At 38.4% G+C, this 15,047-nt stretch carries 12 protein-coding genes and 1 tRNA gene; 8 read left to right on the forward strand and 5 right to left on the reverse strand.

Features of this window, described 5'->3' with window-relative positions; all coding sequences use genetic code 11:
• Positions 1–74: 74 nt before the first annotated feature.
• The 4 genes from IPO27_01040 to IPO27_01055 all read left to right on the forward strand — a co-directional run bounded on the left by IPO27_01040 (position 75) and on the right by IPO27_01055 (position 6,911).
• Entirely contained in the window at positions 75–608 is a 534-nt protein-coding gene (locus IPO27_01040) for a hypothetical protein (protein MBK8845195.1), read from the forward strand.
• Between the two features lie 11 nt (positions 609–619).
• Positions 620–1,369, forward strand: a complete 750-nt coding sequence (locus IPO27_01045; GenBank protein MBK8845196.1) for a DUF1295 domain-containing protein — start codon at positions 620–622, stop codon at positions 1,367–1,369.
• Between the two features lie 636 nt (positions 1,370–2,005).
• Positions 2,006–5,650 carry a right-handed parallel beta-helix repeat-containing protein gene (locus IPO27_01050; GenBank protein MBK8845197.1) on the forward strand — a complete coding sequence of 1,215 codons (3,645 nt, stop codon included), beginning with the start codon at positions 2,006–2,008 and terminating at the stop codon, positions 5,648–5,650.
• The gene (locus tag IPO27_01055; GenBank protein MBK8845198.1) at positions 5,640–6,911 is read left to right on the forward strand and encodes a T9SS type A sorting domain-containing protein; all 1,272 of its coding nucleotides are present in this window, start codon (positions 5,640–5,642) and stop codon (positions 6,909–6,911) included. The genes IPO27_01050 and IPO27_01055 overlap by 11 nt, the downstream gene beginning before the upstream one ends.
• Positions 6,912–6,977: 66 nt before the next feature.
• On the opposite strand, the gene IPO27_01060 is transcribed toward IPO27_01055, so the two are convergent.
• From IPO27_01060 to IPO27_01075, 4 genes are all read right to left on the reverse strand, one after another.
• Positions 6,978–8,003 carry a tetratricopeptide repeat protein gene (locus IPO27_01060; GenBank protein ID MBK8845199.1) on the reverse strand — a complete coding sequence of 342 codons (1,026 nt, stop codon included), beginning with the start codon at positions 8,001–8,003 and terminating at the stop codon, positions 6,978–6,980.
• Positions 8,004–8,517: 514 nt separating this feature from the next.
• Positions 8,518–9,549 (reverse strand): recombinase RecA, encoded by a 1,032-nt coding sequence (gene recA / locus IPO27_01065; protein MBK8845200.1) that lies wholly within the window; start codon positions 9,547–9,549, stop codon positions 8,518–8,520.
• Between the two features lie 177 nt (positions 9,550–9,726).
• On the reverse strand, positions 9,727–10,902 hold the full coding sequence (locus tag IPO27_01070; GenBank protein ID MBK8845201.1) for an acetyl-CoA C-acyltransferase: 1,176 nt from the start codon (positions 10,900–10,902) through the stop codon (positions 9,727–9,729).
• 77 nt (positions 10,903–10,979) lie between these two features.
• A complete protein-coding gene (locus IPO27_01075; protein ID MBK8845202.1) occupies positions 10,980–11,675 on the reverse strand; it encodes a toxin-antitoxin system YwqK family antitoxin in 696 nt (231 codons plus the stop codon).
• 236 nt (positions 11,676–11,911) lie between these two features.
• Between IPO27_01075 and IPO27_01080 the strand changes: the two genes are divergently transcribed.
• From IPO27_01080 to IPO27_01095, 4 genes are all read left to right on the forward strand, one after another.
• The gene (locus tag IPO27_01080; GenBank protein ID MBK8845203.1) at positions 11,912–12,121 is read left to right on the forward strand and encodes a hypothetical protein; all 210 of its coding nucleotides are present in this window, start codon (positions 11,912–11,914) and stop codon (positions 12,119–12,121) included.
• Positions 12,122–12,241: 120 nt separating this feature from the next.
• Entirely contained in the window at positions 12,242–12,649 is a 408-nt protein-coding gene (locus IPO27_01085; GenBank protein MBK8845204.1) for a hypothetical protein, read from the forward strand.
• A gap of 289 nt (positions 12,650–12,938) precedes the next feature.
• Positions 12,939–14,351 (forward strand): phosphoglucosamine mutase, encoded by a 1,413-nt coding sequence (gene glmM, locus IPO27_01090; GenBank protein MBK8845205.1) that lies wholly within the window; start codon positions 12,939–12,941, stop codon positions 14,349–14,351.
• 49 nt (positions 14,352–14,400) lie between these two features.
• Positions 14,401–14,474: transfer RNA gene (locus tag IPO27_01095), tRNA-Ala, on the forward strand.
• Between the two features lie 39 nt (positions 14,475–14,513).
• Here IPO27_01095 and IPO27_01100 read toward each other — a convergent pair.
• Positions 14,514–15,044: a YkgJ family cysteine cluster protein gene (locus tag IPO27_01100; GenBank protein ID MBK8845206.1), complete on the reverse strand. Its 531-nt coding sequence runs from the start codon at positions 15,042–15,044 to the stop codon at positions 14,514–14,516.
• Positions 15,045–15,047 lie beyond the last annotated feature (3 nt).

Genomic DNA, 15,047 nt, shown 5'->3' on the forward strand with positions numbered 1-15,047 from the left:
TGTTGTTATTTTTTTTCTAAAAACTATTGTCATAGGTATTTGTTTTATATTTGACCTCATAAAAAAATACACCTATGATTCTAAAACTCAATGCACGTAATATTGTAATTTTAATTTTAGTTGGTTTGGCAATCATTGCTCGCCTCATTCCACATTGGCCAAACTTTACTCCGGTTGCCGCTATTGCTTTATTTTGTGGTTGCTATTTAAAAGATCGCAGATGGGCAATTGCCATTCCCATTATTGTAATGCTTATTAGCGATATGATACTATTTATATCAAAGGGGTATTCCCCTTCTGTATCGGTATATGCTAGTCTTATGCTTATAAGCACCTTGGGATTTTTACTGAAAGGCCGCGAGCAGCGCCAAACTATTATGGTAGCTTCACTAGTTGGCTCTTTGATTTTTTTCTTTGTAACAAATTTTGGTGTATGGCTACTTAATGATTATTACTCAAAAAATCTGGCAGGTCTTGCAACATGTTACATCAAGGCAATACCATTTTTCAGATACACTGTTATGGGCGATTTGTTTTTCAACTTATTGTTATTTGGATCATTTGCACTTATTCGGTGGCGCAAACCTGCTTTGCTCAAAGCTGATTAATAAAACAGCATATGGCCTTATTGCATTCAATGGAGTCAGAGGGTAACTGGCTGTTTAAACATCGAAGTTACCTACCCCTAATTCTTTTTATATTAGCCTTACCGGCAGTATATTTACAACCCTATGCAACTATTTTTCCACTTAAAGCAACTATAATAAGTATGGTAGCTGTTTGCTTAAGTATACTTGGCGCGTACATACGTGCCTATACCATAGGCACCACTCCCAAAGGAACATCAGGCAGAAATACTGCGGAGCAAGTAGCCGAAACGCTCAACAGCACCGGTATTTATTCTATGGTCAGGCATCCTTTGTATTTAGGTAATTATTTTATGTGGATTGGCATCGTGCTTTACACGTTGAATATTTCTTTTGTAATAATGGTTAGCCTTATGTATTGGCTCTATTACGAACGTATCATGTTTGCCGAAGAAAGGTTTCTTGAAAAAAAGTTTGGACAACGCTATTTGGACTGGTCCCTTAAGGTGCCTGCTTTTATTCCGGCATTTGCCAATTTTGTAAAACCGATTGTTCCTTTTTCTTTTATTAGCGTTCTCAGGCGCGAATACTCTGGTTGGCTGGCAACCGCAATAGGCTTCGTTTTTGTTGATGTGTTACGTAACCTTACTGTTGGTGTCGATTATGAAATTAAAGCTATTCCCTACCAACTAATTATACTTCTTACATTTGGTTTGGTTGCGCTTATTCTTAAATTAATAAAGAAACATACTGGCCTATTGCTAGAAGAAGGAAGATCCTGAATCTTACTTCCACTTCGTTGCAAAAAAAATTAAGGTCTGTTTGATAAAAAATTGTTGACGCTTTTCAAAATCCAACAATTAATAATAAAAATTAATTCGGCTAACAAAATAGAGGGGGGTAAGCCTAGTAACATCAAGAATTTAGGGTATTGGCACCATTAATATCTGTTCTAATCAAAGAAAAATGGTTATTCAACCAATTGAAAAAACACAATCTGCATCCTTACTTTTTCAAAATAATACGTAAAAAGCTAAAATTCTGGCTACAAAAAATAGAACAATGACAGCGCGTATATAGTATATTGACTACAAAAAATGGTCTAATCACCAACATCAACTACTAATTAACACCCATGTTGATAAGTTTTTTGAAAACCAGAAATCCCCCAAATAATTAAAACTTCAAACTTATTTACCTTTATTCTGCAATTAAATTATTGAAATTCATATATTTATAGTTAATAATTTGAATGCCAGTTTGGGTAATCGAGTATTTTAAAAAAAGGCAAGAAGTGAAATTGGGTGGGCGGAAATCAAAATTCATTAGGCGACTTGCATATTGTATTTATTTCGCGACACGTTTTGAAACAACGTCCCTTATATTCTTGTTTACTAGAAAAAATTAATTTAACGAAGATGAAGAAAATTTTTATCTTATGTACGGCAGTGATTTGTTGCCTTGTCACATTAGCAAGTCGGTCGCAAAGTACAGTTTCGTTTGGCACCTCCAATATGGTACCAGCTGACTTTGCCGGTTTTAATGGTAGTAATACTATTCGTACCGATATGGATTTTCCATATATAGATACAGACTGGTTGGTTGATTCAGTGAGGCAAATGGCTCCGGGCAACTTACGTTTCCCTCCAGGTAGTCTTGCCAATTATTGGGATTGGCGCATAGGTCATGTTCAACGTGCCGAAGATTTGCCTCATGGCGAAGAATATGCTTTCGACTATGGCACCATGAAATATAAGGACAATACGTTTGACCGCTTTAAAGGATTTGTTGATCGCAATGGTGTGTCACCCATATTTGTGATGAACGTATTAAATAGCAGCAAATACTACCAAACAGCTTGCTTGTATTATTTGCGCAATCTTAATCTGCCACTAAAATATATTGAATTTGGCAATGAGCTGTACAATGAACACAGTTCTTTTATGAGCAATTTTCCTGATGCTTTTGCTTATGCACGCAGATGCAATGAATACGCAACGTATATGAAAAGCCAACCGGGAATGGGTAACATTAAGGTGGCAGTAGTTGGTGCAACAAGCCGCAGCAATCAGCCTGCATACAGCCGCAGAAATACATGGACACAGCTAGTTTGTGATAGTCTTGATAATTCAGTTGATGCAGTAACCTTGCATCATTATATTGGAGCAAATGTAAATGGAGAGCAATTATCCATGAGCAATATCAATCGTTTTTTTGCCTCACCCTTTGTTGCCTTTGATGATCTATCACCAGAATTGGCTTCAATAAAAGGAGCAGGTAAAGAGGCCTGGTTAACAGAGACAAATATCTACGATCGAACGGTTTGCGTTAATGGTTCTTTTGCACATGGCCTATTAGTTGGAACTTTACTGCTTACTATGAACGAAGATCCCACTATTACAAAATACTGCGCCCACTCAATGGTTGGCAACGGCACCTGGGCAATGATCTATAACGATACTACAGGCCTTACCATGGAATCTTATTATTACCCCAATTCGCCATGCCTTGGAGGTGAACCTAAAACACTACCTCATCATTTTAGCCCGGCAGGTAGTGTTGTTAAGATGATTGGTCAAAGTGTGCGCAATGCTACTACACGCAGAAAACTAACTTTTCCTGGAGTTCCCAAATTATCAAGCGACTATAATTACGATGTAGTGTACGGTTGGTATTTTGATGGTCCACTTGCCGGCAATGCCGTTATAATGAACCTTAGTGGTCAACCACAGGTTATTACCATTCCATCAAACACTTGGAATTTAACAGGGGGAGTATACGAACACTTATCTGCCGGACCGGGAGGCTTGTTAGATTTGGTTACAAAAAATCCTTCGCTTAACCCATCCATCGGAGGCATGAAATCGTCAGGTGTATTGGCTGCCACACAATCAATTACCCTTCCACCGTATTCAGCAACCAGAATTTATAAGAAGAAAAACACAGGGTTAGTACTTTCAGTTGGCTCAACAAAAATTTGTTCAGGAACACAAACAAGTATCGTTGCCGAAGGTGGCAATTCTTTTACTTTTTCGGGTGCTGGAATAACAGGATACCTCTCTGATAATGTTGCTGTTTTCAGCGCAACTTCTACTACCACCAAAAACTATACAGTTACCGTTACAAATAACTTTGGTGTAACCGCATCAACCGTAATTACCGTGTATCCAAAACCTGTATTAAACATTTTAACACCACCAACAGTTATTTGCGGGGCAGGACAACCGGTAAATCTTAAGGCTACACTTACAGGAGGCAATTCAGCGCTGCTAAAAAAGTTTATCTGGACACCCTCTGAGAATATAAACGCTCCCGATGCTGCCAATTGTATCGTATATCCTACCCGATCAACAACGTATACCGTATTTGCTACAGACGGACAATGTTTTTCGGCTTACGATTCTGTTAGGGTAGATATCATTAATGAGCATGAAGAGTCAATAAATATTGAAGCATGTACCGATCAGTTGCCTTACCAAATTAATCTTGACTTTGCTAAACCCGGATTTACTTACAAGTGGTTTATTAATAGCACTCAAGTTAATACAGGCACTTACCTTAATGCTAACCCTTCGGTTGCCAAAACGGTTTATACAATAAAAATAGTAAACAATAACGATGCAAGTTGTGTAGACAGTATGGAAATCACTTTTAATACCTATAAATGCTGCACATCTAATACACCACTGCTTACGATAGCGCCAGGTTCGCGCATTTCTGCAGTATGCGAATTATTCAAAGACTATTGCACCACTAGCGGAATTGGATTTGCTGATGGAAAAATGGTTGAAAACATATCTGCTAATATTGTAATAAATGGCACCTTGTACATTGACCGGAATTATACTTTTATCAACTGTCCTAATATTCGATTTGCCGAAGGTGCAAAAATTGAAATCATTGAAGGCCCCTTTAAACTCGATTTTGAAAAATGCTCGCTCCGACTTGCCGGTTGTGCCACCAAAATGTGGGGAGGCATTGTTACAAACGAATATAATCAGGAAATAACACTAAATGACAGTTATATATGTGATGCTACTTCGGCTATAACTTGCAAAAATGACCCTAACCTGTTTATCAACAACACTACCTTCGATGCTAATTATATTAGTATGACTTTAGTTGATAACGAAGGTACCTTAAAAGGCATAATAGAAAATTCGCGATTTACACAAACAAGGCCTCTAATTGCTCCTTATGCAAACAAGAAAACTTTTGCTCATTTCAAATTGACAAACGTTGCCAATTTTGTTCTTGGAAATAATTTTGGGTTGCCAAATAAAATTGAGAATGCAGAGTTTGGCGTTTATGGAGAAAATGCCACCGTTACAGCTTACAACAATCACTTTAATAATATTCGTTCGAGTGATATTAGTAAGGAATATCTTGCTTCATGTATTTTTATTAAAAACTTAAACGGATATGGCAACATAAATGACTATAATCAGCTATGGCCAATGTTTAGTGTAAATGCCGGGCATCGTAACCTGCAACCAGAATACGGAAACAAATTTAGCAATTGTCGCAATGGCATTTACGTTATAAATGCAGCATTAAATGTGTATGCTAATGAATTTACTAATTGCCGCAGATCAATAAAATCGGTTGGTAGTATGCTCAAGAAGAACTATATTCAAAGCAACACCATGACCAATAGCTTTGCGAGTATAGATTTCGTCTACAATAAAGGATCTGAAATAAATATAGTTGGCAATTTCATCACAACGAATAATGCCACAACGTTGGATCAAACATTTTTTGGAATGCGCGTATCTGATGATCCACTTTCGCCTTCGAATACTGCAATATTGGGCAATACGATTTTTAGTTTTGGAACCTATGGAATATGGATTCAAAATTCACGCCTTGCTGATGTGATAGATAATAAAATATACATGAGTCATCCAACTGCCATACGCGAGTCTTATGGTATCTATCTTGAAAATGCTGACTCGATAGATGTAGATTGTAACCTCATCAAAGGCAATGGTACCTCCACTGCGCTGATGGAAAATAAAACAGGCATCACAATATCTATGGCTCCACTTACACGTGCGTTGTAATACTGTTGACCGACTAGGAAAGGGAATTGAATTTCTTGGCAATTGCGATAATTCGCAAATCCGAAATAACGATATCAAATTTTTGGATATTGGCTTAAGCGTTGGAGCAAAAGGAGTAACCGGTGGCACCATAGGACCACAGCCATTGCAAAAAGGACAAAAGCCAAACAGCAATTTATTTCTTGGAAAATATATAGCGACTAATGGCTATGCTTCAGGCAAAGGCAAATTTGGCTATGCAGCAACGTTAAGTTCGCACTCAGACCTTGCTGGCGAACCCGGTAGCGAAAATCAATTTCTTTCTTATGAAGAAGATTCATTGCAAATACCATTTCCAAATCTTGCCGTAGGACCGGGAGCAACTTCATTAATGCCGGGATATAGCACCAAGGAACCACGTATTTGTGAGGCTACCTGTGCATCACCAAATCCTGAAAAAATCATCCCTTATGCAGAGCAAATTGATGGCCAACTGTTAACGCAAACCCTTGAACGCATTGATGCTAAATTGCCTTATACCGATAATCAAGCTATTACCTGGTATATGAAAAAGAATTTACTTCAGATACTTGAAAGCAATACAGGCTTAATGAATGGAAACAACGATCTTACAAGCACTTACAATTTATTGAATGCTTCTAATATCCGTCAATTTGAAGAAGCTGAAAAGCTAATTTCGAAACTATCTAACTGGAATGGTTCGCAATATGGACGTAGTTTCATTTTAACGCAGGCAGAAGCAATGAATGATGCAATTATGCCTTCAAACAAAATTGAGAAAAACGAACAAATTATTAATCGCCTTACGATAGAAACGCTGAAAGGAAATTTGGAAAGTGTATTGGTTAATGATAAAGCAACCATAGAACAATTAGCATTTGCCTGCCCCTATGCTGAAGGCAATGCGGTGTACAAAGCACGTGCGTTTTATGCATTGCTCAACGAAGATAAGGCATACGAAGACAAGCAAATATGCAACAACCGTTTACCTTATACCGACATTATTAATTTTGAAAATATTGATGTAGATGTATTTCCAAATCCATCGAAAGGTTTGTTCTATATTAAGCTTTTGATGGAACCAAAGTCGAACATGATGATTAGCATTTACAACTTTACAGGGCAGATTGTAAAGACCGTACCAATGACCGAAAGTATGGTGGCACAAATAGATATGACCAATAATTCTTCAGGAATTTACATGTACAGCATATCGTATGATAATAAATCAATCACCAGCGGACGTTTTATCATTGAATAAAAAAAACTGTTATAAGCTATAACCAAAAAAGGCTGCATTGCGCAGCCTTTTTTATTTTCTTACTTTTTATTTCCCTACGCGTTTAAGTCCTTCGCGTGGCATTTTATATGCCGGATTTATATCTATTGCCTTTAAATAATCCTTACGTGCTGCCCCTATATCGCCTCGCATTTCATAGCTATAACCACGATTATAATATGCTTCAAAGTACATGCTGTCGCAATTAATAGCACGCCCAAAATAATCTATTGCTTCGTTGTATTCTCTTAGCTTTACAAGATGAATATAACCGGTATTAAAATATGCATTTTTATTGCCCGGGTTTATTTTCATAAGTGTAGAGTATTCCTTTATTGCCTCATCCAGATAATTGGTATTCTGATATAGCATGGCCTTACCATAAACTGCTTCTTCGCTGTTCGCTTTAATTCGTAAGGCGGCATCATAATAACTAAGCGCTATCTTCTCTTTATTTTCTCCATGTAAAATTCCCAGTTGAATAAAAGAATCATAATGATCTTTTTTGATTTCTGTACAGCGCAAGAAAGCTCTCTTGGCATTGGCAAAATCTTTTTTGTCTTTATAAATAAGGCCTCTTAAAAACATGGCATTCACATCACCCGGCTTCAACCTTTCGATAGTAGCAACATAGTCGAGTGCTGGTTTATAGTCTTGCCCGTAAAAAAGTAATTGAGCAAGTTTAAAAAGTATCTCCGTACTTTCGGGTTTCAAGTCAAGCGCTTTTTGATAAGATATGCGTGCTTTAAATGCTTCCTTCTCAAACATAAACAAATCGCCAATCAAATGATAATACTGTGCGTTGGCAGAGTCAATCTCAATAGCCTTCACCATATCGTTATGCGCGAGTGTGTACTTACGATTGGCAATATAATACCTTGCTCGTTGAAAATAGGAATCGGCAACGGTAGTATCTTCCACAATTTTTGCATCAAGATACTTTTGCACCGAATCGCGTAACATAGCAGGCTTGGTAGTTAATGGCGCCTTGTCGTCAGCTTTTGGGTTTGTGCATGCACCGGCCAGTGAGGTTACAATTAATGCCTTTATAAGTGTTTTGCCCGAACTATTCATTTGCTAAATTATCAAAGCACGAAACTATAAAAAGTAGATGGATGTGTGCATCGATTTTTTGTAAAAAAAGGTGTAATGGGTAAAATAGATGTGTAGTCTGCTCGTGATTGGCTTTTTCAACAAACACATATCGCCAAAGATAGATTTTCTTTTGTTGGTGAAAACAACAAAAGGTAAAATGCAGAGTTTTATCCATAAACTTTTCTACTTTTCACAGATATATTTTATTGAAGCAATACCAATATCAACAAACACTGGCGTAAACGCTTGTGATAACAAATGCAGTACATAGAAAAAAGGCAACCATGCAAATTACGTTTTACAAAGATCAGAGTTGGTCATCTTTATCCATCTCAAACAATTGTGATTAGCTACCTGTTGACAATGAGATTTTTTTGAAGTGTCCAATGTGTGGTGATATGTTTCTATGATAGTATATGATGCCCATTCATCATCAGGCAAAAAAAAAGAGCCTAAAGGCTCTTTTAGTTTAAATCTATTTTTCAGCGGGAAATTATTCTTCCGGGCTACCTTCTGCAAGTGCAAGATTTTCGCGAATCTTTGCTTCTATCTCATTTGATAGTTCGGGATTGTCGTGCATCAATTGTTTTACTCCATCGCGGCCTTGTCCTAGTTTGGTTTCGCCATAGCTAAACCATGAGCCACTCTTTTTTACAATATTACATTCTACTCCCAGGTCAACTATCTCTCCTACTTTACTTATTCCTTCACCATACATAATGTCAAACTCCGTTTGCCTGAAAGGTGGAGCCACTTTATTCTTTACAATTTTTACGCGTGTGCGGTTACCTACAATATTATCACCATCTTTTATCTGCCCAATTCTGCGAATATCAATTCGCACCGATGCATAAAACTTTAGTGCATTACCACCGGTAGTTGTTTCGGGGTTGCCAAACATAACACCAATTTTTTCGCGAAGCTGATTAATAAATATACAACAGCAGCCAGTTTTATTGATTGTACCAGTAAGTTTACGTAAGGCTTGTGACATAAGTCGTGCTTGCAATCCCATTTTGCTATCACCCATTTCTCCTTCAATTTCGCTTTTAGGTGTGAGGGCTGCCACAGAATCAATTACAATAATATCAATGGCTCCCGACCGAATTAGATTGTCTGCTATTTCGAGGGCTTGTTCTCCATTATCGGGTTGTGAGATTAAGAGGTTTTCGATGTCAACCCCAAGCTTTTGAGCATAGGTACGGTCGAAGGCATGCTCGGCATCAATAAAGGCGGCAATGCCACCATTGCTTTGCACTTCGGCAATACAGTGAATGGCTAATGTTGTTTTACCGCTCGATTCAGGTCCGTATATTTCAACCACCCGGCCTTTGGGCAAGCCTCCAATTCCTAAAGCAATATCCAAACCGATACTGCGCGTGCTTATGGCCTCTATGGGTTCAATCACGTTATCTCCCAGGCGCATGATGGTGCCCTTGCCATATGTCTTTTCTAATTTATCAATGGTTAGTTGTAAGGCTTTTAATTTTTCCTTGTTATCTTTTGCTTCGCTAGTTGCTGCCATTTTTTTTATTTTTTTAATGTGGATGGCAAAACTATAAATACTATACAATCAATTGTAATGTGTTGAAAATTTTAATTAACAGGTTATTAATACAATCAATAATTAGATTGTAATACGATCAAATAAATCATTCTTGTAAAAAGATATTGAAAACGCTAAAAAGAGCAGAACCGAAAACTACAACATCTCGAATATTCCTGCAGCACCCTGGCCTGTTCCCACGCACATGGTAACCATGCCGTATTTATTGTTTCTGCGTTTCATTTCGTACAGTAGTTGCACACTTAATTTGGCACCACTACACCCAAGGGGATGCCCCAAGGCAATAGCTCCTCCATTAACGTTGATAAGCGCGGCATCTAAGCCCAGTGAACTTATTACAGCCAACGACTGCGCAGCAAAAGCTTCGTTAAGTTCAATAAGGTCAATTTGGTCTTGCTTAAGGCCCGCCATCTTTAGCGCCCGTGGTATGGCATCTACCGGCCCAATGCCCATTATACGTGGCTCTACCCCAGCTACTGCATAGGACACAAAACGTGCAATGGGTGTAATGCCAAGTTGCTTTACCATGGCCTCGCTCATAAGCATGATAAATGCAGCGCCATCGCTGGTTTGCGATGAATTGCCTGCCGTAATGCTTCCATTATTTGCAAACACGGGTTTAAGGCTACTAAGCTTTTCAATACTTGTATCAGCCCGCGGACCTTCATCGGTATCAAATAGTAACTGACGCGTTTTCTTTTTTTCATTTTCATCAAGATAGGTTTCATTGATGGTATAGGGTGTTATTTCATCTTTGAATTTTCCGGAATTGATTGCCTGTGTAGCTTTCAAATGCGAATGAAAAGAAAACTCGTCCTGTGCATCGCGTGCAATGCCATATTCAGACGCCACAGCTTCTGCAGTAAGTCCCATATTCCAGTAATAGTCAGGATGTTGCTTAGCAACTTCCAAATTTGGCGTAATACGCCAACCACCAAAAGGTATGGGGCTCATACACTCTACCCCACCTGCCACAATACATTGTGCCATATTACTGTTAATTTTAGCTGCAGCTATGGCAATGGTTTCTAATCCAGATGAGCAATATCGGTTAACGGTCATACCGGGAACTTTTACGGTATCAAGTCCCATAAGCGCAATCATACGACCTATATTTAAACCTTGCTCCGCTTCGGGGGTGGCATTACCAACTATAACATCCTCAATTAGACTTTTATCAAGTCCGGGGGTTTTCTCAATTAATTTTTTGAGAATGTATGCTCCCAGATCATCGGGGCGTGTACTTTTTAATTTTCCCTTAGGTGCCTTGCCTACTGCGCTGCGTGTGGCAGCTACTATATATGCATTCATCTGTTTTTGTTAATAAAAAAACACCCTGATGATTTTGAGGCACCAGGGTATTTTTGATTTTATAATTTAATTAAAGATTATTTTGGACTTACCGGAGCCGAAGTAGTTGAGGCAGGACTAGTAGTGCCACCTGCCGGGGCAGGAACAGGCACAGGCACTTTGGGCTTTATGGAATCGTTAGGATTTTTACCTCCAGCTGCCTTCTTCTTCTTTGCTTCGTCTGCTTTCTTTTTGTCGTCTTCAGCCTTTGATACCGCAACATCAACTCCATTTTTATAAGAGGTGGTAGAAATAACATTTCCCTTACGATCATAATACTTCCATTCGCCATCACGCACGCCACGCTTGTACGTGCCTTCCCATGCTACACTTCCATCGCTATAATATTTTGTCCATTTCTCTTCCTTTTTTCCTGCAGCATAAGTACCCTCAAGTGCTGCTTGTCCGCTGTAATAATACTTTTTATACTCCCCTTCCTTCACTCCATACTGATACTCGGTTTCTTCCATTACCTTTTCGTACGGATAGTAAGTGCGCGAAATGCCATGCTTTTGATTATTGAGATATTCGTTTTCGCTCATAAGCGAACCCATTGCGTTGAAAAACTTCCACGATCCCTGCTTTTGGCCTAACTCGTCTATTTTGTTTCGGTGCTTGCGGTTTTTACCTGAGGCATATTGAGGCTTTATTTCTTCTTGCGCCCATACGAGTAATGGAAGAGCTAATAACCCGCAGGCAAAAAAATAAAGGACGGCTACTTTGAAATTTTTCATACTGAAATTTTAGATTCCAAAAATAAATTTTGACAATGATACTGAAATTAATGAATTATGAAAAAAATTAACATAATAAATTAATGATTCATTAAACAAAATAGCGACCAAAATAGATAATAATGTCCGAATTCAAGAAATGGGCCGCTGAATTCAAAAAACGACTTTTAATAGGCTAGCAGAGCGAATACGTTTGTTCAGAATTTAGTAAAAACCATTTTAAAAACACCAAAAAGATGAACACAAAAGCAAACGTAACTTTGTTACCGGTGGTTAATAAAAACAGTGCCTTCTTTAGTGAGAAGGGAATTTTGAAAAATAGTTCGGACAGTTGTCCTTTAAATTTTCAGCCTAAGACAACAGCACGCAGGCTGCTGGTAACATTGGCATTTTACCTGTCGTCATTTTTTGCATTGGTGCAAAAAGTGACCACAGTATGTGGCTGAAAAACAAAATTACCGCGCAGTACTTCAATTGCCTCCAATAATGAAATCACTGCTTGATAATAGATTGTACCGTACTAGCATATAGCAAAAGGAATATGACAGCCAATGAGCAGCTTAAGAATGATAACTTATCGCCAAGCCTGGTGGCTTAAACCCAGCAATTTTGAAGCACTAGACCTTTGTGCAGTGGCTAACAAACCCGGCATTAATAAAGCCTACATGCTAAATGTATATGTCAATATTAACTCATGGATTGCGAAGGATGGCAACGCAACGGTAACCGTTTGCGTTGATGGCGCTACAACTGAAGTAACCCTTACATCAACCTACTGCAACAAACCATTAGATACCAGTGCTCTTAATGTAAGTACCGCTCTCACATGCCTTGCAATTGGTGTGGCATCTCAAAGAATTTATATTAAATCATTATCTATTGTTGCTATGTGCGAATTATGCAGTTCCATTTCGCAGGTGGTTTTTAAAGTGTCCAACCCCGGTGTTTATGTTACCCATGCTTCTAGACACTAGCTTCGATATATTTAAATAGGTAACTTACTTCTAACAATTCAAAACAACTTGGTGGCAAGGTGGGTTTTGGGTTTATGGTAAATCAATCCGTTTTAGGATTGACTAATCAGTAAAGGTGTACTTTGTGAAGAATGTTAAAAAGTGAAGAGACGCATTAACCTGAATGCTTCATTTATCGGGAGTTAGATGTTTATAAATTTTGTGAACTAATTACTGCTACAGCTGCAGGCGTGTTTATATTTGCCGAACAAAATTCTTTAAGAACCCAACATAAACATATACAGTAACAGTGACATTAATTAAATCTATTTCGGGCATACGTGGAACTATTGGGGGCGAAGCCGGAACAGCGCTTACGCCTATCGATATTGTTAAATTTGCGAGTGGTTTTGGCAAACTGGTAATCAATAAAAATAATGGCAACCGGTGCAAAGTAGTGGTTGGCCGTGATGCCCGAATTTCGGGCGAGATGGTCGAACAGCTGGTAACAGCCACCCTTGCAGGACTTGGCATTGATGTTATAAATTTGGGCTTAAGCACTACCCCATCAACCGAAATGGCCGTAGTTCATCATCGTGCTCAAGGTGGCATTATCATTACTGCAAGCCATAATCCAAAACAATGGAATGCGTTAAAATTGCTGAATGACCATGGTGAATTCATTAGCGAATCTGATGGCAAGCAAATGCTTGTGTTGGCAGAAGAACTAAACTTTGGCTATGCTGATGTAATGTCATTAGGGAAAATAACTACTGATACCGAATCAATAACGCGGCACATACAACAAATAATTAATTTACCACTGGTAAACAAAAAAGCGATAGCCGAAGCCAAATTCAAAATAGTGGTTGATGCGGTAAACAGTGTAGGTGGCTTGGCTGTACCACAATTACTAGAAGCCTTGCAGGTAGAAGAAATTACCAAATTGTATTGCGAACCGGATGGCATGTTTGCTCACAATCCTGAACCGCTTCCCGAAAATCTGAACGACATAAGTAAGCTGGTAGTAAAACTAAAGGCCCACCTGGGTATTGTTGTTGATCCTGATGTTGACCGCCTTGCTCTTGTTTGCGAAGATGGAGAAATGTTTGGGGAAGAATATACATTGGTTGCCATTGCAGATTATGTGCTTTCGCATAAGAAAGGAAATACCGTTAGCAACCTGAGCAGCACCCGTGCATTAAGAGATATTACTGAGAAAGCAGGACTTAAATATTTTTCTTCGGCAGTAGGCGAAGTGAATGTTGTGGAAGTAATGAAGGAAAAAAATGCAGTAATAGGCGGTGAAGGAAACGGAGGAATTATACTACCCGAACTTCACTATGGACGTGATGCCTTAGTTGGAATAGCGTTGTTTTTATCGCAGCTGGCAACGTGGGGCAAAACAACTTCTCTATTGCGTAAAAAATATCCGGAGTATCATATTTCGAAAAATAAAATTGAACTCACTCCTGATATAGATGTAGATGATATACTCTCAAAAATGAAGGAGAAATACAAACGTCAACCGCTACATACTATTGATGGAGTAAAAATAGAGTTTGATAATGAATGGGTACATCTGCGCAAATCAAATACAGAACCAATCATTCGTATTTATAGCGAAAGTCAAAGCATGACCACAGCACAATATCTGGCTCAAAAAATAATGAGCGACATCAGGGATATTGTAAAAGACAAACGAAATAACCCTAAAACTTAAGAAAAAATTTTTCTCTTAAAAACTTAGTAGTTTATTTGCACCCCAATCAGGGGATGTAGCTCAGTTGGCTAGAGCGCTTGCATGGCATGCAAGAGGTCGTGGGTTCGAGTCCCATCTTCTCCACAAAAAGGATGGAATGGCACTAATAAGATAGTGCCATTTTTATTTAGAAAGGATTCCTCCTTTTTCTTTCACAGCACTATATATTCGTTCTACTATATAATAAACTGCCGGGCAACGCCAGAAAAAATCTTTATTTACATTATACGAGTAAGTAAAACTTTTGCGTGGGTTATTGGTATGTGGAAACCCTTTGCAATCTACCGGACGTAAGGCATAAATGCTACATTTATTATCGGCCTGTAGAAACTGGCAAGGGACATTCTTATTCATGATATCCCCAGTTTCATCTACATAGGTATACTTTTCTTCAAACTGCTTAGGCGACATTTTCAGGTGCTTTGAAATTCGCTTTATGTCACTCTTTAGGTAAGTAGGGGTCATGGTTTTGCAACAATTGCCGCAGTCAAGGCAATCAATTTTTTTAAATGCTTCGGTATGAAGTCCTAAGGCCATTTTATCTATCTGCTTCTTGTTTTTACGAAGATGCACCCCATGCAAAAAAGACATATACTTCTTTTTGTTTTTAGAAGCTACCTTCTTAAAAACTGCTAAGTCAACTGTTTTACCCATAAA

This window comes from Bacteroidota bacterium, from assembly GCA_016714535.1.
Taxonomy (GTDB): Bacteria; Bacteroidota; Bacteroidia; order AKYH767-A; family OLB10; genus JADKFV01.

Excerpts from the sequence above, each read along its gene's own strand:
- IPO27_01040 (MBK8845195.1), top strand. The coding sequence starts at position 75 with ATGATTCTAAAACTCAATGCACGTAATATTGTAATTTTAATTTTAGTT.
- IPO27_01045 (MBK8845196.1), top strand. The coding sequence starts at position 620 with ATGGCCTTATTGCATTCAATGGAGTCAGAGGGTAACTGGCTGTTTAAA.
- IPO27_01050 (MBK8845197.1), top strand. The coding sequence starts at position 2,006 with ATGAAGAAAATTTTTATCTTATGTACGGCAGTGATTTGTTGCCTTGTC.
- IPO27_01060 (MBK8845199.1), bottom strand. The coding sequence starts at position 8,003 with ATGAATAGTTCGGGCAAAACACTTATAAAGGCATTAATTGTAACCTCA.
- recA (MBK8845200.1), bottom strand. The coding sequence starts at position 9,549 with ATGGCAGCAACTAGCGAAGCAAAAGATAACAAGGAAAAATTAAAAGCC.
- IPO27_01070 (MBK8845201.1), bottom strand. The coding sequence starts at position 10,902 with ATGAATGCATATATAGTAGCTGCCACACGCAGCGCAGTAGGCAAGGCA.
- IPO27_01075 (MBK8845202.1), bottom strand. The coding sequence starts at position 11,675 with ATGAAAAATTTCAAAGTAGCCGTCCTTTATTTTTTTGCCTGCGGGTTA.
- IPO27_01080 (MBK8845203.1), top strand. The coding sequence starts at position 11,912 with ATGAACACAAAAGCAAACGTAACTTTGTTACCGGTGGTTAATAAAAAC.
- IPO27_01085 (MBK8845204.1), top strand. The coding sequence starts at position 12,242 with ATGATAACTTATCGCCAAGCCTGGTGGCTTAAACCCAGCAATTTTGAA.
- IPO27_01100 (MBK8845206.1), bottom strand. The coding sequence starts at position 15,044 with ATGGGTAAAACAGTTGACTTAGCAGTTTTTAAGAAGGTAGCTTCTAAA.